Below are 18,600 nucleotides of genomic sequence, written 5' to 3'. Positions count from 1 at the left end.
CTATAATTGAATAATCCTTGAAGCGACCCTTGAACGATAAAGGGTCGCTTTTTTTGATTTTAGCTTCTTTACACATAGAACATGAATTGATATGATGTCTGTACAATTGTAAACCTATTATAAATTTATATGGTTGACAATTAAGAAGGTAATTTATCCTGAGAAACTTATCTGTTTACATGCTCATTTAAATTAGGGAGGTACAGAGTATGAAATGGTCCAATGAGGTTACGGATTGGTACTCGCTGGCAGAAAAAGCGATCCACGGCAGCAATTTGACGCTGGAAGAAGGATTGGCGGTGCTGGAAGCGGACAATGAGGAAATCTTACCGATTATGCAAGCTGCATTTCATGTGCGTCATCATTTTTACGGTAAAAAGGTAAAGCTCAACATGATTATGAATGCCAAAAGCGGCCTGTGTCCGGAGGATTGCGGCTATTGTTCACAATCTATTGTATCCACGGCACCTGTCAGCAAATACAGTATGCTGGACAAGGAGTCTCTGCTGGCCGGAGCCCGTGAAGCGTTAGCAAGGAAAGCAGGTACATATTGTATCGTGGCTTCCGGCAAGGGCCCAACGAATCGAGAGCTGGATCAGGTAATTGAGGCAGTACAGGAAATTACCAGTACAATGCCACTTAAAATTTGTGCGTGCCTGGGGATTCTCAAAGGAGATCAGGCTCGCCGGTTGGCAGAGGCGGGAGTCCATCGTTACAATCACAATTTAAATACGAGCAAGGCCAACTATCCGTCCATTACAACCACACATACATACGATCAACGTGTCGAAACGGTTAAAATGGCTCAATCTCACGGGATGTCACCCTGCTCCGGCGTGATTATCGGAATGGGGGAAACGAATGAGGAAATTGTCCAAATGGGTTATGCTTTACGAGAACTCGGTGCCGACTCCATTCCGGTTAACTTCCTGAATCCGATCCCCGGAACCCCGCTGGAAGGAACAAAGCGCACATCTCCGATCAGAGCATTAAAGGTGCTGGCGCTGTTGCGGTTCATTTGTCCATCCAAGGAAATTCGTGTCGCAGGCGGTCGGGAGCTGAATTTGGGGACACTGCAACCCTTATCCCTGTATGCAGCCAATTCGATTTTCGTAGGAGATTATTTAACGACAGATGGACAAGAAGTCACAGCCGATCATCAAATGATTGAAGATCTGGGGTTTGAAATTGAGATGTGTGCCCTTTCAGCCGTATAATAGGAATTGTACAAACTTGGAAGGGAGAGTTGAACGATGAGTGAAAAGGTATTTGTTAGTCCGGGTAAATATGTGCAAGGGAAAAATGTGATTGATAAAACGGGTGAATATGTCAAGCCATTAGGTCATACTGCTCTGGTTATTGCCGACAAGCTGGTATGGGGTATCGCAGCCGACCGGGTAGTGAAAAGTCTGGAACAAGCGGGGCTTGCTTCGGTAAAGGTGGAGTTTCAAGGAGAAGCGTCCAAAAATGAAGTGAACCGTATTGCTGATCAGGGACGAAGCGGGCATGTCGATATTGTCATTGGTGTAGGCGGCGGCAAGACGCTGGATACCGCCAAGGCGGTTAATGAGGTGCTAGGTTCCTCGGTTGTGATTATTCCAACGACAGCCTCTACGGATGCTCCGACCAGTGCGCTATCTGTCTTGTACACGGATGAGGGTGCATTTGATACGTATTCTTTTTTCAGTAAAAATCCAAGCTTGATCCTGGTCGACACGAAGGTTATTTCCCAAGCACCGCCATTGTTCCTCTCTTCTGGCATTGCGGATGCGATGGCAACATGGATTGAAGCTCGTGCGGTTATCGAGGCTCGGGCTACAACGATGGCTGGTGGCTTGCCAACCTTGGCAGCCGAAGCGATTGCGGCCAAGTGCGAAGAGGTTCTATTCGATTACGGACTGCAAGCTTATGAATCCGTGAAGCGCAAAGTGGTTACACCTGCGCTTGAAGCAGTGGTGGAAGCTAATACGCTGCTGAGTGGCCTGGGATTCGAAAGTGGTGGCTTGGCAGGCGCACATGCGATACACAACGGTTTTACCGTGCTGGAAGGGGATATTCATCATCTGACGCATGGTCAGAAGGTCGCTTTTGGTACCTTGGTACAGCTTGCGTTGGAAAAAAGATCTTTGGCTGAGGTGGAACGGTATATCGATTTTTATCTGAAGCTGGATCTGCCCGTCACACTGGAGGACGTAAAGCTCCAGGAAGCCTCCCGCGAGGATTTGTACCGGGTAGCTCAGGCAGCGACGAAAGAAGGAGAAACCGCTCACAACCTGCCATTTGCAGTAACGGCGGACGATGTGCTGGATGCGATTTTGGCAGCTGACCAGTATTCCCTTGCTTACAAAGCTAAAATTGGGCATAAGAATTAACACCAATACAATATGAAATACACGAAGAGGTCGCTAATAAGCGGCCTTTTTCCATTATTTAACTTGCAGCCTATGTTATGATTTTTACAGTACATAAATGAGCATTTTGCAACAATCCCAAGAGCGATTTCAAATCAGCAATAGATCGAAACGGTTTAGTTCGTCTATTATTGTACTTTCAAGCGTTGGGAATCGAATGATGCAAAATGCTGAATTAGGAAATGTCGAAAGTATATCTACGGCTAGCCTAAAACTTGAGAGGAGTAGAGCAATGGCAAAATGGAATGTAGAAGATAATGGGACTCAGTATGAAATTGAGTACAAGCGTAGCCTCGGCGGCGGGAAAATTATTGTGAATGGAAGCGTACAGAAGGTTAAAAGCCAGAATGCTTTTTTGAATTTGGTCGATTTCCCCATCAGATTGACGAATAAAGCTGTAAATGTTGTCGTCATTGGCAACAAAGCGGATCTGGCCGTGGATGGCGTATATCTGGGTTCCAATCAGCCTTACGTGCCTGTGGCTAAAGTTCCCGGCTGGAGTTGGGCTTTTGTAGTGGTGAGCTTGGTCATAGGCTGGCTGTTTGCAGGTATCTTTGGTTTGTGTTTTGGGATATTGGGCAGCATGTTTTATGTAAAATCTTCATTATCCATGCACCAATCCACGAATAGAAGAATCGTAAGCTGCCTTATTGTCTTTTTAATCATCAGCGTGGTACAAATTATTTTTGGAATTACAGTAAATCAGTGGCTTCGTAATTTGTAAAATATCTGTGACATAACCCGTGAATGAAGAAAAAAGGCTCCTCCGCATGAAAGCGGCGAGAGCCTTTTTTGTCATTTAGATCGCCCAATTTCCTTTGCGGAAGATGGGCTCCTCAGTACCGTCCTCGGTGACGCCGTTAATGTCCATTTCACCTGAGCCGATCATAAAATCGACGTGCGTCAGACTGGAATTCAGGCCGTTGGCAGCCAACTGCTCCTGAGTCATGTCCTTGCCGCCTTTGAGGTTAAATGCATAGGCATTGCCAATCGCCAAATGGTTGGAGGCATTTTCATCAAACAACGTATTATAGAACAAAATGTTCTTATCCGAAATGGGGGACTGGTGAGGCACAAGAGCCACTTCACCCAAGTAGTGGGAGCCTTCATCCATTTCAACGAGATGCTGAAGAGTCTCCAAGCCTGTTTCAGCCTGCACATCTACAATGCGCCCGTTTTCAAAGGTCAATGTAAAGTTGTCGATAATATTTCCGCTGTAGCTGAGCGGCTTGGTGCTGCTTACTTTGCCGTTCACTCCGGTTTTGAGCGGGGCAGTAAACACTTCCTCGGTAGGCATATTGGCTACGAAGGAATGTCCCTGCTGATTGACGCTTTCGGCTGCAACCCACAGGTGTTCTTTTGCCAATTCGATGGTCAGATCGGTGCCTGGAGCCAGATAATGCAGCTTTTTATAACGTTTGCCATTCAAAATGTCTGATTTGCTGGAGAGTGTCTTCAAATGCTCTTTCCATGCTTCTACCGGGTTGTCGAGATCCACACGTACGGTGTTGAAAATGGCCTCCCACAGCTTATCCATTTGTTCAGAAGCTGGCAGATTCGGGAATACTTTGGCAGCCCACTCTTCAGAAGGGTAAGCAATCAGAGCCCAACTGAATTTGTCGGCCATTTGAAGTTCACGGTATTGGAGTAATTCATGTGAACGCACACGCTGAGCCGCAGTAATGCGGCTGGACGGGATACCTTGAAGCAAATCCGGATTTTCTGCTAAGATATGCAGTACTGCTGCGCCGTTCTCGACCTCTTCGGTCATTTCGGCCGCATACCATTTGGGAGGAATATTAAAAGTCTCATCAGGAGCCAGTTCATACTGTAGGCGAGTAATGGTTTCGTCGCTCCATTTTACCTTAACCAGCTTGGCTCCGACGGTATACGCGGATTTGACAATTAGCCGCACAAGTTCAGCGGACAGGATGGGAGCATGAATGATGAGTGTTTGCCCGGGCTGGACATTAGCCCCCACCCGAACGGCTAAATCGGCATATTTTTGCAATTTTTGTTGAAAATCTGACATGTAACTTTCCTCCATTTCACGAAAAGGCCCTTTACAGGGCTTGGGGTTGCCTGCGCAGTTTTCTTGCAAATTCCACACACGGCTTATATATTGTACAATGTAACGAAGAGGTTCACAAATTAGTTTTGGTACATTTTGGCGAAAATGAAAGGGCGGATAGATAAATGACTGATCAAAATGCATCTCAGGATGTAAAGGAAGTACATATTCAACAGGCACAAATGACTAGAGATGAGAATGGTGCATACTTGGGTCAGGTCGTGTTTGGAGTAGATGGACAGACTTCTGTATACGAAATTACGTTCCATAGCAAAAGGGGCAAGGAGTGGGATTACAGTCTTCATTTTGCAGGCGAGCCACGCGTAGAGGAAGAGATGCTGCGTATGGATGCCTGGATTGAAGAGAATGATGATTTGTTTGATTATTTGCTTGATGCGGCATGGAGTAAATTACCCGAGTAATGTAAACATGGTCTATTTTCGTGACAAGCGGATTATATTTAGCAGTGTCCGCATAATGCATAATCTGCCGACATGGGGGAAGCCTATAGGTCGATAATGACAGCAAATTCCATGTGAATGGGGAGGATGACAGTTTGGCAAATCATCTGTTCACCGAAGGAATGACGGCAAATGAAGAGGCTGCTCCCGATCTTCTGAGCTTACGGACGCTGTTTGTAAATGTGTGTTTTATAGGGGAGCCGGGAAGTCGATCCTGGGTACTGGTGGATACGGGGATGGCGGGGTTTACAGACTCGATTATTCGCTTGGCTGAGGAACGGTTCGCTGGCCCTCCCGTTGCTATTGTGCTCACTCATGGGCATTTTGATCATGTGGGATCGGTCATTGAGCTGGTTCAGCATTGGGGTACCCCTGTGTATGCGCACCCGCTGGAGCTTCCTTACTTGACAGGGATGAAGGATTACCAACAACCTGATCCCAGTGTGGGAGGTCTGCTGTCGAGCGTTTCCTTTCTATATCCCAATGATGCCATTGATCTGGATGATCGCATCACCCGTCTGCCAGAGGATGGCAGTGTGCCCGGTGCGCCCGGCTGGAAGTGGCTGCATACCCCTGGACATACGCCGGGTCACATATCGCTTTTTCATGAACGCAGACGGCTGCTGGTAGCCGGAGATGCTTTTATTACCGTAAAACAGGAATCGGCGCTGGCGGTTATTTTACAGGAAAAAGAAATACACGGTCCGCCTGCATATTTTACGACAGATTGGCAGGCTGCGCAGCGGTCAGTAGAACTGCTGTCCGGTTTAAAGCCGGAGATCGCCGTTACGGGACACGGTCACTACATGCAGGGAAATGAGCTGACGAGCCAGTTGGAACGACTTGTGGAGGATTTTGAGCACACGGCAGTACCCAATCAGGGGCGCTATGTGTAGCGATCTGGAAAGGACGATGCCTTACGGGGTATCGTTTTTTTGTGTTGGCATGGAATTTTTTTGCTCAGCATGGTATAGTCAAGCCAAAAGCTAAACGCTTTCATTTATCATCGTCATTCATCAAGGAGGATTTTTGATGACACATCAGCATGCTGCAATTGGTGACCTTTATTATGGAATACCAGCGATTCGCCTTAAATTCGGGCGTTATGAAGCGGTAGCCCTGCCGGGAAACGGCGCAAATCTGATTTCTTTTCGTGACAATGAGACGGGATATTCTTTTCTTCGTGAGCCGGAAGCTGACAGCATAGAGGCTTTTAAACAAAGTCCGTCAGTCTATGGGATTCCTTTCCTGTATCCTCCGAATCGGTATGAGGATGGCAAATTCCTGTGGAATGGAGTTACATATGAACTGCCCATCAATGAAACGGCCACCCACAACCATTTGCACGGTTTTTTACACACCGTCCGGTGGGAGGTTGAGGACTACGGATCTGGAGAACAGGGCAGCTATGTAGTAATGAATCAGCATGTGAGGGAAGGACATCCCATGTTCCGCTATTTGCCGTTCACCTTTACCATCAAGCTGACGTACAGCCTGGACGAATTTGGACTGCATCAGCGTTATGTGATCCACAACGAGGGTGATCAGCCGATTCCAAACCTGTTTGCCTTTCACACGGCTATTCGGGTTCCGTTCGTACCGGATAGTTCGCCGGAAGACTACAAAATTAAGGTTACTATCGGTGAGCGTAGGGAGCTGACAGAGCGGTTGTTAGCCACAGGACAGTTCCAGCCATTGTCGCCGGAAGAGGAACTGCTGAAGACAACGGGAGTAAGTCCTTATTTTGCCTCCATGGATAATCATTACACGGCAGCTCCGCAAAATGGACGCAACTATATGGAACTGACACACAGTAAGACAGGCGCTACTCTCGTATACGATGTAGGCACGGCCTATAAGCATTGGATGATCTGGAATAACAAAGCGAACAAGGAATTCATCTGTCCTGAGCCGCAAATGAACATGATCAATGCACCGAATCGTCCGGACTTGCCTGCAGAGGAGATCGGGTTGATTGCACTTGCTCCAGGCCATATTTTTGAAGCAACCAGCCGTTTATATTGTGTCATACCTGCACAATCGAAATCCTAGTCTTAGTCTATATTTTATCGGAATAAGCCTGTATCGTGTCCAACGGTGCGGGCTTTATTTTGTTGATAGGAGAGGTGGAGAAGACAAGTATTACAGGCAGAAGCCTAATGAGGTGAGGAAGGGAACATATGAAAAACAGGTTGCAGGATGGCAAGCCGCTATAGTATGATACGAAACAGGAGATGATCAGATGAATCAGGAAATGGTGCCTTTTCAAGCCGTCAAACGCAAGCAAATCGCCGATGAAGTGGCTGAACAGCTGCAACGAAAAATAGCTACTAATGAATGGGATGTGGGTACAAAAATTCCGACAGAGCCTGAGCTGATGAAGCTTTTTGGAGTAGGGCGTTCCACGGTGCGTGAAGCGGTCAGCGTTCTCGTACATGCCGGTCTATTAGAGAAAAAACAAGGACACGGAACCTTTGTCTGCCAACCGACGACTTCCCAGGAGCCTCTGGATTACCGACTGAGTCGCGCTGAAATAATTGAAGTCTATGAGGTGCGGAGTGTGTTGGAGCTGGAAATTGCCAGACTGGCTGCTTTACGACGTAAGGATGAAGATTTACGCTTGATGCGCGAGGCACTGGACCGTCGTGCCGTGACATTGGCCGCTGGAGATTTGAACAGGTATCTGGATGCGGATATCACTTTTCACTTGGCTGTTGCAGGGGCTACACGTAATAAAGTGCTTACAGATGTGTATCGCAGCTTTGTAGAGGCGATTCGGAAGGCGCTGAAAAATCTCGTAACCGACCCGGCGATGCAAAATCCTTTTACACTTCAGCATGAGAAAATATATGAAGCGATCCGGGATCAGGATGCCAAAGCTGCCGAGCTGTACAGTATTCAGCATTTGGATGGCACCAAGCTGGAGCTGCAAAAGCACATGGGAAATTCATAATTTTTTTTAATCTCAAACATCAGATGATCATATGAATAAAATGATTCGTAAATCTTTTATATCGAGCATCTCCTAAAATAAAACCAAAGGTGGGTTCTGTATGCGCAAAATATGGGTGTTGGACACAACGTTAAGAGATGGAGAACAAGCACCAGGAGTAAGCCTGACCAGCACAGAAAAGGTGGAAATTGCCCTTCAACTGCAAAAATTGGGCGTAGATCGGATTGAAACTGGTTTTCCGGCTACCTCGCCAGGTGAGATATTCAGCATGCAGGAGATTGCCAAACAGGTTACTAATTCAACCTTGGTTGGTTTTGCTCGGTCGAAAGAGCAGGATATAGATGCGGTTAGAGATGCGCTGAGGGGAGCGGAGGACGCTTGTCTTCATCTTTTTCTGGCTACCTCACCCATTCACCGCCAGCACAAGCTGCGAATGGACAAGACGAAGGTACTGGAGACCGCAGCCGCAGCTATTCGTTATGGGCGCAAGTATTTTGACAAGGTAGAATTTTCGGCAGAGGATGCCAGCCGTACCGAGCTGGACTTTATTTGCGAGGTCGTGGATATGGCGATCCGCGCTGGAGCAACAGTCGTCAATCTGCCGGACACAGTGGGTTATGCTTCGCCGGATCAGTTCGGTGAAATGTTCAGAATCGTAAAAGCCCAAGTGCCCGGCATCGAAAAAATACAGCTCAGCACCCACTGTCATGATGATCTCGGCATGGCAACAGCTAACACACTCGCGGCCATCCGTAATGGTGTAGACCAATTTGAAGGCACAATCAATGGCATCGGGGAACGTGCCGGAAATACACCAGTGGAGGAGGTCGCGTTGGCTCTTGATACCAGAACCGAGCTTTATGATGCGCAAACCAGTCTGGTTCTGGAGGAATTGTATGCCACCAGTCGCTTGGTGAGCAAACGCACAGGGATGCCAGTACCGGGGAACAAGGCTATAGTTGGAGCCAATGCTTTTGCCCACGAGTCCGGTATACACCAGGACGGGATGCTAAAGGAGCGTACAACGTATGAGATCGTGCTCCCCGAGCGCATCGGCTTGAAGACAAGTAAGCTTGTACTTGGCAAGCATTCGGGTCGGCATGCGTTCAAGGAAAAGCTGGCGGACATGGGGTTTGATGCTTTGACAGAGGAGCAGCTTCAGGAGGCGTTCCGAAAATTCAAAGCCTTGACGGACAAGAAAAAACAGGTGCTGGATGAAGATCTGCTCGTCCTGATGGATGAGAGTCGCAGTGCCTTGCCTCAAATTTACACGCTGGATTCCATCCAGGTATCCTATGGCAATCAGTCGGTTCCGGTAGCGTCTATTCGACTGATTAAACAGGGTGGAACAGCTATTGATGAAGTGGCGATGGGAAACGGCTCCATCGATGCAATTTTTCATGCTATAGACAAGGCCAGTAGTGAAGAAGTGGAATTGGAGGATTATTCGATCCAATCTGTAACGTACGGTAAGGATGCACTGGGTGAAGTGCATGCTGTTCTGAGACAAGGAGAGTACACCGCCCGCGGAAGAGGCGCGAGTACAGATATTTTGGAAGCCAGCGCCAAAGCTTACATCGACGCGCTGAATAAACTACTCGGCAGAAAAGAAGTTCGCACTAAAGGCAATATCACCATTAGCTGAACCGACCTCCCCGGTTTGTAGCTGACGATACATTCCTCCTGCGGCCTAATCGTAAAAAAGCGCTTGCAATATATATGATAACCTTTGAAATTTAATGTATAATAGGCAAGGAAGTCACCATATTTTGTCTGAATTACATAGGCCAAGAGGAGGAAATGAATTGAACTACCGCATCGAAAAAGATACGTTGGGTGAAATCAAAGTACCGGCAGATCGTCTGTGGGGAGCGCAAACACAGCGCAGCAAGGAAAATTTCCCTATTGGCTCGGAGAAAATGCCATTAGAGGTTATTCAGGCTTTCGCCGTGCTCAAGAAGAGTGCAGCGATCAGCAATTATAAGTTGGGCAAGCTGTCACAGGAGAAGCAGGACGCCATTATTTATGCGGCGGACGAAATTCTTGCTGGACGGGTCGATGACCATTTCCCATTGGTCGTATGGCAGACAGGAAGCGGTACGCAATCCAATATGAATGTGAACGAAGTGATTGCTCATCTCGGAAGTCAATGGCTGCAAGAGCAGGGACAGGATGCAAAGCTGCATCCCAATGACGATGTGAACATGTCGCAAAGCTCGAATGATACATTTCCGACGGCGCTTCATGTAGCGGGTGTCATTGCAGTGGAGGATCACTTGCTGCCTGCTATTGATAAGCTGAAAGAAACCTTCCAGCAGAAGTCAGAGCAATTTAAGGATATTATTAAAATTGGACGTACCCACTTACAGGATGCCACGCCGCTTACACTGGGTCAGGAAATCAGCGGCTGGTATGCCATGCTGGAAAAAAGCAAGCGAATCATCATCGACACGGTGCAATATATGAAGGAGCTTGCGATTGGCGGTACAGCCGTGGGTACGGGTATTAACGCTCATCCGGAGTTCGGTGACCGAACCTCTGCGGAAATTTCCAGCTTCACTGATAAAACGTTCACGTCCGCACCAAACAAATTCCATGCGCTGACGAGTCATGATGAAGTGGTTGCCGTACACGGAGCCGTTAAAGCGCTTGCTGCTGATTTGATGAAAATCGCCAATGATGTTCGCTGGCTGGCAAGTGGCCCGCGTAGCGGCTTGGGTGAAATCACGATTCCTGCTAACGAGCCGGGCAGCTCGATCATGCCGGGTAAGGTCAACCCGACCCAGAGCGAGGCACTTACAATGGTCGTTACGCAGGTCATGGGTAATGATGCAGCTATCGGCTTTGCTGCGAGCCAGGGCAATTTTGAGCTGAACGTGTTCAAGCCGGTCATTATTTATAATTTCCTGCAATCCGTGAATCTGCTAGCGGATTCAATTGTAGCCTTTAATGACAACTGTGCGGTCGGCATTGAGCCGGATCTCACTAAAATTGAGCATAATTTGAACAATTCGCTGATGCTGGTGACAGCATTAAATCCGTATATCGGATATGAAAATGCGGCTAAAATCGCCAAACTCGCGCATGCCGAAGGGCTGTCTCTTAAAGAAGCGGCTCTCCGTAGCGGACTGCTGACTGAAGAGCAGTTCGACCAATATGTCGTACCGGCGAATATGATTCAGCCCAAAGCATAAAGCGCGGAGCTTTCGCAGCCCAAGCTATATAATCAAAAAACCAGCTCATGGAGTGCCGATTAGCACAGTTCATGAGCTGGTTTTTTTGATTATATATATTTTTTTTACCTAAGATTAGTATTCTGTGTGATTTGAGGGTATATAGATAAAAGGCGAAAAAATGAACATCTATTTTCAAGATAGGAGAAGCCGTCGTATGGAACAGACAACTGTTATTAATTTTATTGTGCTTTTGCTGTCTGGCTTGCTACTGGTTGGCGTACTGACTACCAAATTTTCCAGTCGTTTCGGCATGCCTGCGCTCGTATTGTTTATTGCCGTCGGCATGGTGCTCAGTCAGTTTATTTATTTTGATAATGCGTTTATTACGCAGTTGGTGGGCATTCTCGCGCTCATCGTTATTTTGTTTGAAGGCGGGATGCAAACGAAATTTGCAGATGTTAAGCCTGTCATTCGGCCTGCGATGTCACTATCGACGCTTGGCGTCATTATTACAACTGTGGTCATTGGCGTTTGCGCCAAGTTTATTTTAGGCGTGAGTTGGATGGAATCCATGCTGTTCGGAGCTATTGTAGGATCGACGGATGCGGCAGCAGTGTTTTCCGTTTTAGGTGGTAAAAATATCAAGAAACGAATTACGTCCACGCTGGAAGCGGAATCTGGAAGTAATGATCCGATGGCCGTTTTTCTCACAGTAACGTTGATTGAGCTGATACATCATCCTGAGCAATCCATTTGGGTACATATTTTGCTTTTTTTATGGGAAATGGGTTTTGGTCTGGTCGTTGGTTTTGTGCTCGGACGCATAGCTGTATTTGCCATTAATAAAATGAATTTTGATTCATCCGGTCTGTATCCTGTGATGGCGCTGGCATTTGCGGTCTTAACGTATGCGGCCGCATCCTTACTGGAGGCAAGCGGCTTGCTGGCGGTATATGTCATGGCCATCGTGCTGGGTAATTCGGACCTGACCTACAAGCGGTCTATTATTCATTTTAACAACGGCTTCGCCTGGATGGTGCAGATCATGATGTTCGTCCTGCTCGGACTGTTGGTTTTTCCCGATCAGCTGCTCGGCATTGTGTGGCAAAGCTTGGCGCTTTCCTTCATCCTGATGCTCGTAGCCCGTCCGATTGGCGTGTTCCTGAGCCTGCTTTTTTCCAGGTACTCTATACGCGAAAAGACACTGTTATCCTGGGCAGGATTAAGGGGAGCGGTACCGATTGTACTGGCTACCTATCCACTGCTGGATGAAATGGATGTGGGGCCGCTGTTTTTCAATGTCGTATTCTTCGTCGTGCTTACCTCGGCCATTATACAAGGTACGACCATTTCGTGGCTGGCGGTGAAACTCGGCTTAATGGACCCTAACGAAACGTCATCACCCTCGCTTTTGGAATTGGTATCTCTAGGGAAAACCACCTCGGAGATCAATCACATTCAGGTGCAGGAGGGGATGTCTATTGTGGACAAAGCGATTCAGGATATGCAGCTTCCCGATGACATTTTGTTCACCGCTATTATTCGAGAGGAGCAGATTATAGCTCCGAGAGGCACGACGGTGATTAAGCCGGGGGATACCTTGTATGTGCTTAGTCCGAAGCTCAAGCGCCAGCAAATGAAAGAACTGTTCATGCTGCTTGAACCGGAGGCCGCACCGTAAAAGGGATTGCAACGGCAACTAAACGGGTTCCGAGCAAGCGTGAAATTTAACGTAATTTTCCAAGCAGTCCTTCACATTAATGTTGAGGGCTGTTTTATTGTGTTCTTTTTCGGTATGATGAATCTGTTAAAAAATTGACACTATCATTCTACAAAATTAGTTTATGATATTGTCGTTAGATGTCGCTGCCGATATGTTACCCTCTGAGGATCAGAATCAGCAGCATGGCTGTCCTGAACAACAAACCCTATCAGCCTCATAGAGAACGGGGTTATATTCAAGACAGAAGTCAGCATACAGGAGAGATGACGAATGAAACCGGAAGTCTTGCCACAGCGTGCAACAGCCCGCAGGCAGAATAACAAAAAAAGAAACGAAAAGGAAAATTCGGTCGCTTTATGGCGCGGCTTTTTATTGTACTACTGCTAGCAGGAGTCGGGGGCGGTGCGTGGCTGTTTTTAACGCCATCTGGCAAGGACTTGCGCTACTTGGCGGCGGATACGCTGATCACAACACAACATCGTCACTGGGCAAAATATTTTATTGGTGAGGCGGAGGCGCAGAAGCGAGTGGCCGAATATTCGGCCCGTTTCGAGCAGATGGGCGAGGAGAAGGACAGACATACGATCAAGCTGCCTGATCTGACACCGACCAAGGTGCAGCAAACGCCGCTGGTTGAGGTAGAAGAGGTATCCGGTCGTAATTATCACGGCTATGTGATGACGGTGCATGACCCAACTAAAATCAGACTCGGTATTCCTGCCAAGGTAGGCAAAGGAGAAAGAGTATCCAGTATGGTAGAGCGTCTGGGAGCTGTTGCAGGCGTAAATGGCGGCGGCTTTGCCGATCCCAACTGGAATGGGAATGGATTTAAGCCGATCGGCGTTGTTATTTCACAGGGTCAGCTATACTACAATGATATGGGGAAAAACGCTTCTGCCCAAATCGTAGGGATTGATAAGCAGGGGAAAATGGTGGCCGGGCATTATTCACTGTCCGAGTTATCCAAAATGAACGTGCAAGAAGCGGTTACCTTCCAGCCACGCTTGATCGTGAATGGTAAAGGTCTTATTCGCAATGCAAGCGAAGGATGGGGAATTGCTCCCCGTACGGCAATGGGGCAAAGAGCAGACGGCGCGATTATTTTTGTGACCATCGACGGTCGTCAGCCGGGTTACAGCATCGGTGCCAATTTGTATGATATGCAAAACATTTTACTTAAACACGGAGCGGTTATCGGTGCTAATCTGGATGGTGGATCATCGACCGTGCTCGTCAAGGATCGTGCCATTGTAAATAAACCTTCTTCTGAATACGGGGAGCGGTATTTACCGACAGCATTCCTCGTATTTGAGCATCCAGAGAACATAAGTATCCCTAACATTTGGGAAGGTATGAATCCTGGAGACATTGACGCAGCCAAGAAAAGATAGAGTTGGAATATAAAAAGCGCGTACCGCGGAAGTGAAAAATGACTTCCCGGTACGCGCTTTTTTTGATTCTATTAAGCGTCATTCTCTGCTTCGAGAAATACGGAGATCAGAATACGTGCATTGTTTTCTCCAATGTTTTTGGCATAATGCGGAATGGCTGCTCTCCAGCTAAAGGAATCTCCTGCTTCGAGGGTAGCCGAATCCTCGCCTTGCTCCACATATACTGTGCCTTCCATAACAAAATGAATCTCATCGCCCGCATGAGCATGCTCTTCTTCCGTGGATGAGCCTGGCGGCATGTCCACCAGCATCATTTTGACGTTACCTTGGCCCCCCAAATGGTCCACCTGAAGCTTATTTTTGCCATAAACCGTTTTGCGGCGCTCGTCCTTTCGAATCACTTGCATTCGTTCCTCTTCTTTGAGCAGCAGAAAAGCGAGGGGCACCTTAAGTGCATTAGCGATGCTGTCCAGTGTAGCAATGGAAGGGGAGGTTTTATTGTTTTCCACTTGACTCATAAAGCCTTGAGATAATCCGGTTCGTTCGCATATTTGCTGGATGGATAAATTTTTACGTTTACGCGCGGCGCGTATGTTGCATCCTATACCCATGGAGTGTTCCTCCTTCAAGGAAATATAATGTATACTAATTTATTATTTATTATACCAAATATTTTGTTGACAGACTATAGTTTCTTATGATAAATTCACATTACAAAATAATTATTCCTATTACTAATAATTTGAGTTTGACTCGTACTTATATAAGTTACAACTTAGAGCAAGATCATTTTATTTTTTTAACCAAATTATTAGTAATATAAAATAATTATTATTATGTGCTCATACGAGTGCAAAAAAATATTCAGAATGGAGAGATAAATATGAGTTCAGCAAGCAGAAACATTTCAACAATTATGCGGGTGGCGTTGGGTATCTTGTTTTTGGCGCACGGAATTGCTAAATTTCAAATGGGGCTGGGTAATGTAGCTGGCTGGTTTTCCAGTATTGGTGTTCCGGGATTTTTAGGTTATGCCGTTGCAGTAATTGAGTTAGTCGGAGGAATTGCTTTAATTCTTGGATTGCTTACCCGTTATGTCTCTGGACTTTTTGTTATTGTATTAATCGGAGCGATTTTCACAGCAAAATTGTCCGGTGGTTTGATGGGTAATGGTCAGGGAGCAGGGTATGAGCTGGATATTGCCTTTATTCTGGTAGCATTGCATTTGGTATTTGCGCCGACGACTCGTTTGTCTCTGGATTCTTTGTTTAGACGTCGTACTTCAATTGAAGAGTAATTTATAATTAGCGTAGTCCTCCAATCCATGTAGAAAGAGGGAAATCTCATGACAGCACATATTCATGACAACACCAGAATCGGGCAGGTTTCATTAAAGGTTAGTAATTTGGAGCGCTCTATTCAATTTTATACCGAGGTCGTTGGTTTTCAACTGCTGCGTCAAACGGCGGATACCGCTGAATTGACAGTCGATGGAAAGCAACCGCTGCTAACCCTTAAGTTTATTGAAAATGCAGTTATTCTTCCACGCCAATCCGCAGCCGGATTGTATCACTTTGCTATTCTTGTACCGAACCGAGTGGCTCTGGGCCTGTCACTGCGTAATCTGCTTGCTCATGAGATTGAAATCGGACAGGGGGACCATGATGTAAGTGAAGCTCTGTATATCCATGATCCGGATAATAACGGGATAGAGATCTATGCGGATCGTCTTCGTGATCAGTGGAAGAAAGATGCTAACGGATATTACATTATGGGAACAGATCCTGTGGATGCAGAAGGCTTGGTCGCTATTTCCGAGAACCTACCTTGGCAAGGGTTGCCCGAAGGAACGGTAATTGGGCATGTTCACTTCCATGTGTCTAATTTGCTCAAGGCGCAGCAATTTTATTGCGATGTGCTCGGTTTTGATATTACATGTCGCTATGGCTCGTCTGCTTTGTTCGTATCCGCAGGTGGTTACCATCACCACATGGGCTTGAATATATGGGCAGGGGAAGGGGCGCTCCCAGCTCCCGAGCATGCTGCAGGCCTGGATTATTTTGAACTGATTGTGCCGAATCAAAAGGAACTGGAGGCCGTTGTCGTCCGTTTGACTGCGGCAGGATATGGAGTGGAGGAACGCGATGGTGCCAAATACGTAGCTGATCCGTTCCGCATTCATATCAAACTGGTTACCGACGGCCAAACCGTTTAACATATCAGGAAAGTAAAGGAAGAGGGTATTCCCGTAAGCCACATAGGCTGGGAGTACCCTTTTATTCGTTAACTAAAACAAGCTCCAATCCAAATCCCGCGACATGGTCTCCAGCAAGTGTACACCCGCTGTACTGTTGCCCATACGGTTCAGAGAAGGCCCGACCAGTCCAATGCCATATCGTCCGGGCACCATCGTCATAATGCTGCCAGACACGCCACTCTTGGCGGGCAGCCCGACCTGAATGGCAAATTCTCCGGATGCGTCATACATGCCGCATGTGGTCATAAAGGTTTTGGCGATCTGTACATAGCGGCGGGGAATCAGTGGTACACCCGTGACCGGATCACGTCCATTATAGGCTAATACGAGCCCCATACGCGCCAAATCCGTACAGTTCAATTTTACAGCGCAATGCCTGAAGTAAACCTCCAGCACATCCTCAACATGTCCGCGCAGAATTCCCTTTTCCATCAAGAAATAGGCAAGGGAACGGTTCAAATGGCCTGTAGCAGATTCCGAATCGTAGACATCCTGGTCATATTCCAGCTTGTCATTACGGGTAAGCAGACGGAAAAATTGCAGGACACGGGCAAACTTCTCTTCAGGACTGTTTCCGCGAATCAAAGAGGACACGGCGATGGCTCCGGCATTAATAAGCGGGTTAAACGGGATGCCCGGCTCGACCAGCTCCAGCTTCAGCATGGAATTAAAACGGTCTCCGGTAGGCTCCATACCGACCTTGGAGAAGACAACATCCTCACCATTATCCATCAAGGCCAAAATAAGCGTGAATACCTTCGAGATGCTTTGCATCGTAAAGCTTATTTCGGTATCTCCGGCTACCACGGTCTCGCCGGTTCCGTTCATCACAACAACACCCAGCGCGTCGGCAGGGGCTTTGGACAATTCGGGAATATACGCTGCCACCTTGCCATGGATATACTGATGACGGCTTTGTTCCACCCATTCCGGCAGTTTGGTCTGTATTCTCTGCCACTCCGATGTCATTTCTTTTCCTCCAGTCGAGTAACCATCCTGTGGTATTGTTATTGTGGAGCAAGATGTGATAGCTATACGCCTATTCTAAAGATATTTCTGGTCGAAAGACAAGATATTATTGAACACAGTGAAAGGAGGCAGTTGACTTGTCATCTAACAATGTACACCTGCTGTTCTCTCAGTCCGCTGCTGGCTCGATGAAGGTAGGCCTTTCGGGAGCAGGATTGCGTTATGAGAGTGAAGTACTGTCTTTTAATGACCTATTTTCCATAGGGCCGTTGTGGAAGCTGGAAACACCAGAAGGACAAGAGAACCGTCACAACTGGTTGGCTGAACGGATCGTGGATTATGAATTTTTCCATTACGCAAATTGGGAGCACCGCATTGAACAGATGACGGCTACTCTTACTGCAATTTCTGATGATAAGTCGATCACGATCTGGTGCGGCTCTAATGCTCACGAGCAGATCGGATTACGTTTTGCATTATACCTTTTGCGGAACAGAACTGCTCCTATCGGGGTCGTAAATGTAACAGATTCCATGGAACGGGAACCGAGTGATCCTCTATTCATGGAAAGTAAGTTTCCTCTATCCATGAACGTGGTGTATTCGAAAGAAATTGCACGGTTCATAACGCAAAATAAAGATAAAATTCATGCTTTAAGCATGGAAGATCGACAGCGACATGAACAAGATTGGCTGGAGCTTAGTGAACAGGAAAGTGTGCTGAGATTATGGGAAAATGACCATATCGATCATGTGCCAGAAGATTACTTTGATCAGGCTTTACTGGATTTGATCGGTCAACTGAGGGTAGAGGATAATCGGCAATATGTACACGCGGGAAAAATAATAGGTGAGGCTTTAACACAATGGCCACAGCTGAGAAGCGACACCTTTTTAGAGTATCGGATTCAATATTTAATTGCTCATGACAGACTTGAATTTCTGGAAATGCCGGAAATGTCGGGAATGCAATATCGCTATGCTGTGAAACTAAAGGCGTAAAATGAAGGGAAAAGTATACTATTCTGTAACCTGATGTCATTTATTCATCTCCAGCTAAATTCCCATTTTAATGTAAAGTTGTGATTATAGTTTATCCATAAACGACTTCTACGTTCCATACATACTCTTTTTTTGGTATAAGCTTATACAAAATCTTCTAATTTTTCGCTGCATTCCCTATCAGGTA

At 46.8% G+C, this 18,600-nt stretch carries 16 protein-coding genes and 1 pseudogene; 14 read left to right on the top strand and 3 right to left on the bottom strand.

Features of this window, described 5'->3' with window-relative positions:
- The first annotated feature begins 209 nt into the window (after positions 1-209).
- The 3 genes from bioB (at position 210) to QMK20_RS13380 (ending at position 3,135) form a co-directional block, all read left to right on the top strand.
- The gene (bioB, locus tag QMK20_RS13390) at positions 210-1,217 is read left to right on the top strand and encodes a biotin synthase BioB (protein WP_283656110.1); all 1,008 of its coding nucleotides are present in this window, start codon (positions 210-212) and stop codon (positions 1,215-1,217) included.
- Positions 1,218-1,253: 36 nt separating this feature from the next.
- Positions 1,254-2,372: a glycerol dehydrogenase gene (locus QMK20_RS13385; RefSeq protein ID WP_283656109.1), complete on the top strand. Its 1,119-nt coding sequence runs from the start codon at positions 1,254-1,256 to the stop codon at positions 2,370-2,372.
- Positions 2,373-2,643: 271 nt separating this feature from the next.
- Positions 2,644-3,135, top strand: a complete 492-nt coding sequence (locus QMK20_RS13380; protein WP_283656108.1) for a hypothetical protein — start codon at positions 2,644-2,646, stop codon at positions 3,133-3,135.
- Between the two features lie 75 nt (positions 3,136-3,210).
- Here the strand turns inward: QMK20_RS13380 and QMK20_RS13375 are convergent, their stop codons facing one another.
- Complete coding sequence (locus QMK20_RS13375) at positions 3,211-4,443, bottom strand: aminopeptidase (RefSeq protein ID WP_283656107.1); 1,233 nt, start codon at positions 4,441-4,443, stop codon at positions 3,211-3,213.
- A 164-nt stretch (positions 4,444-4,607) separates the two neighbouring features.
- Between QMK20_RS13375 and QMK20_RS13370 the strand changes: the two genes are divergently transcribed.
- From QMK20_RS13370 to QMK20_RS13335, 8 genes and pseudogenes are all read left to right on the top strand, one after another.
- Positions 4,608-4,904 carry a hypothetical protein gene (locus QMK20_RS13370; protein WP_283656106.1) on the top strand — a complete coding sequence of 99 codons (297 nt, stop codon included), beginning with the start codon at positions 4,608-4,610 and terminating at the stop codon, positions 4,902-4,904.
- Positions 4,905-5,038: 134 nt separating this feature from the next.
- The gene (locus QMK20_RS13365) at positions 5,039-5,839 is read left to right on the top strand and encodes an MBL fold metallo-hydrolase (RefSeq protein ID WP_283656105.1); all 801 of its coding nucleotides are present in this window, start codon (positions 5,039-5,041) and stop codon (positions 5,837-5,839) included.
- 136 nt (positions 5,840-5,975) lie between these two features.
- Positions 5,976-6,995, top strand: a complete 1,020-nt coding sequence (locus QMK20_RS13360) for an aldose 1-epimerase (protein WP_283656104.1) — start codon at positions 5,976-5,978, stop codon at positions 6,993-6,995.
- A 190-nt stretch (positions 6,996-7,185) separates the two neighbouring features.
- Positions 7,186-7,896 (top strand): FadR/GntR family transcriptional regulator, encoded by a 711-nt coding sequence (locus tag QMK20_RS13355; protein ID WP_283656103.1) that lies wholly within the window; start codon positions 7,186-7,188, stop codon positions 7,894-7,896.
- Between the two features lie 100 nt (positions 7,897-7,996).
- Positions 7,997-9,541 (top strand): 2-isopropylmalate synthase, encoded by a 1,545-nt coding sequence (locus QMK20_RS13350; protein ID WP_283656102.1) that lies wholly within the window; start codon positions 7,997-7,999, stop codon positions 9,539-9,541.
- A 160-nt stretch (positions 9,542-9,701) separates the two neighbouring features.
- Positions 9,702-11,090: a class II fumarate hydratase gene (gene fumC / locus QMK20_RS13345; protein ID WP_283656101.1), complete on the top strand. Its 1,389-nt coding sequence runs from the start codon at positions 9,702-9,704 to the stop codon at positions 11,088-11,090.
- Positions 11,091-11,286: 196 nt separating this feature from the next.
- Positions 11,287-12,753, top strand: coding sequence for a potassium/proton antiporter (locus QMK20_RS13340; protein WP_283656100.1), 1,467 nt, complete (start codon positions 11,287-11,289; stop codon positions 12,751-12,753).
- Between the two features lie 312 nt (positions 12,754-13,065).
- Positions 13,066-14,186, top strand: a pseudogene (locus QMK20_RS13335) (phosphodiester glycosidase family protein).
- A gap of 71 nt (positions 14,187-14,257) precedes the next feature.
- Here the strand turns inward: QMK20_RS13335 and QMK20_RS13330 are convergent.
- Positions 14,258-14,797, bottom strand: a complete 540-nt coding sequence (locus QMK20_RS13330) for a helix-turn-helix domain-containing protein (protein ID WP_134914680.1) — start codon at positions 14,795-14,797, stop codon at positions 14,258-14,260.
- A 272-nt stretch (positions 14,798-15,069) separates the two neighbouring features.
- Between QMK20_RS13330 and QMK20_RS13325 the strand changes: the two genes are divergently transcribed.
- Positions 15,070-15,483: a DoxX family protein gene (locus QMK20_RS13325; protein WP_283656099.1), complete on the top strand. Its 414-nt coding sequence runs from the start codon at positions 15,070-15,072 to the stop codon at positions 15,481-15,483.
- A 48-nt stretch (positions 15,484-15,531) separates the two neighbouring features.
- Positions 15,532-16,401, top strand: a complete 870-nt coding sequence (locus tag QMK20_RS13320; protein WP_283656098.1) for a VOC family protein — start codon at positions 15,532-15,534, stop codon at positions 16,399-16,401.
- 72 nt (positions 16,402-16,473) lie between these two features.
- Here QMK20_RS13320 and glsA read toward each other — a convergent pair whose 3' ends face one another.
- Positions 16,474-17,412, bottom strand: a complete 939-nt coding sequence (glsA, locus tag QMK20_RS13315; protein WP_283656097.1) for a glutaminase A — start codon at positions 17,410-17,412, stop codon at positions 16,474-16,476.
- A 137-nt stretch (positions 17,413-17,549) separates the two neighbouring features.
- On the opposite strand from glsA, the gene QMK20_RS13310 reads away from it, so the two are divergent.
- Complete coding sequence (locus QMK20_RS13310) at positions 17,550-18,413, top strand: DUF1835 domain-containing protein (protein WP_283656096.1); 864 nt, start codon at positions 17,550-17,552, stop codon at positions 18,411-18,413.
- The last annotated feature ends 187 nt before the right edge of the window (positions 18,414-18,600 follow it).

It is taken from the genome of Paenibacillus sp. RC334, from assembly GCF_030034735.1.
Classification (GTDB): Bacteria; Bacillota; Bacilli; order Paenibacillales; family Paenibacillaceae; genus Paenibacillus; species Paenibacillus terrae_A.
This window is presented reverse-complemented; position numbering and strand designations above follow the sequence as displayed.

Coding starts and splice junctions, on each gene's coding strand:
- bioB (WP_283656110.1), top strand. CDS start 210: ATGAAATGGTCCAATGAGGTTACGGATTGGTACTCGCTGGCAGAAAAA.
- QMK20_RS13385 (WP_283656109.1), top strand. CDS start 1,254: ATGAGTGAAAAGGTATTTGTTAGTCCGGGTAAATATGTGCAAGGGAAA.
- QMK20_RS13380 (WP_283656108.1), top strand. CDS start 2,644: ATGGCAAAATGGAATGTAGAAGATAATGGGACTCAGTATGAAATTGAG.
- QMK20_RS13375 (WP_283656107.1), bottom strand. CDS start 4,443: ATGTCAGATTTTCAACAAAAATTGCAAAAATATGCCGATTTAGCCGTT.
- QMK20_RS13370 (WP_283656106.1), top strand. CDS start 4,608: ATGACTGATCAAAATGCATCTCAGGATGTAAAGGAAGTACATATTCAA.
- QMK20_RS13360 (WP_283656104.1), top strand. CDS start 5,976: ATGACACATCAGCATGCTGCAATTGGTGACCTTTATTATGGAATACCA.
- QMK20_RS13355 (WP_283656103.1), top strand. CDS start 7,186: ATGAATCAGGAAATGGTGCCTTTTCAAGCCGTCAAACGCAAGCAAATC.
- QMK20_RS13350 (WP_283656102.1), top strand. CDS start 7,997: ATGCGCAAAATATGGGTGTTGGACACAACGTTAAGAGATGGAGAACAA.
- QMK20_RS13340 (WP_283656100.1), top strand. CDS start 11,287: ATGGAACAGACAACTGTTATTAATTTTATTGTGCTTTTGCTGTCTGGC.
- QMK20_RS13330 (WP_134914680.1), bottom strand. CDS start 14,797: ATGGGTATAGGATGCAACATACGCGCCGCGCGTAAACGTAAAAATTTA.
- QMK20_RS13325 (WP_283656099.1), top strand. CDS start 15,070: ATGAGTTCAGCAAGCAGAAACATTTCAACAATTATGCGGGTGGCGTTG.
- QMK20_RS13320 (WP_283656098.1), top strand. CDS start 15,532: ATGACAGCACATATTCATGACAACACCAGAATCGGGCAGGTTTCATTA.
- glsA (WP_283656097.1), bottom strand. CDS start 17,412: ATGACATCGGAGTGGCAGAGAATACAGACCAAACTGCCGGAATGGGTG.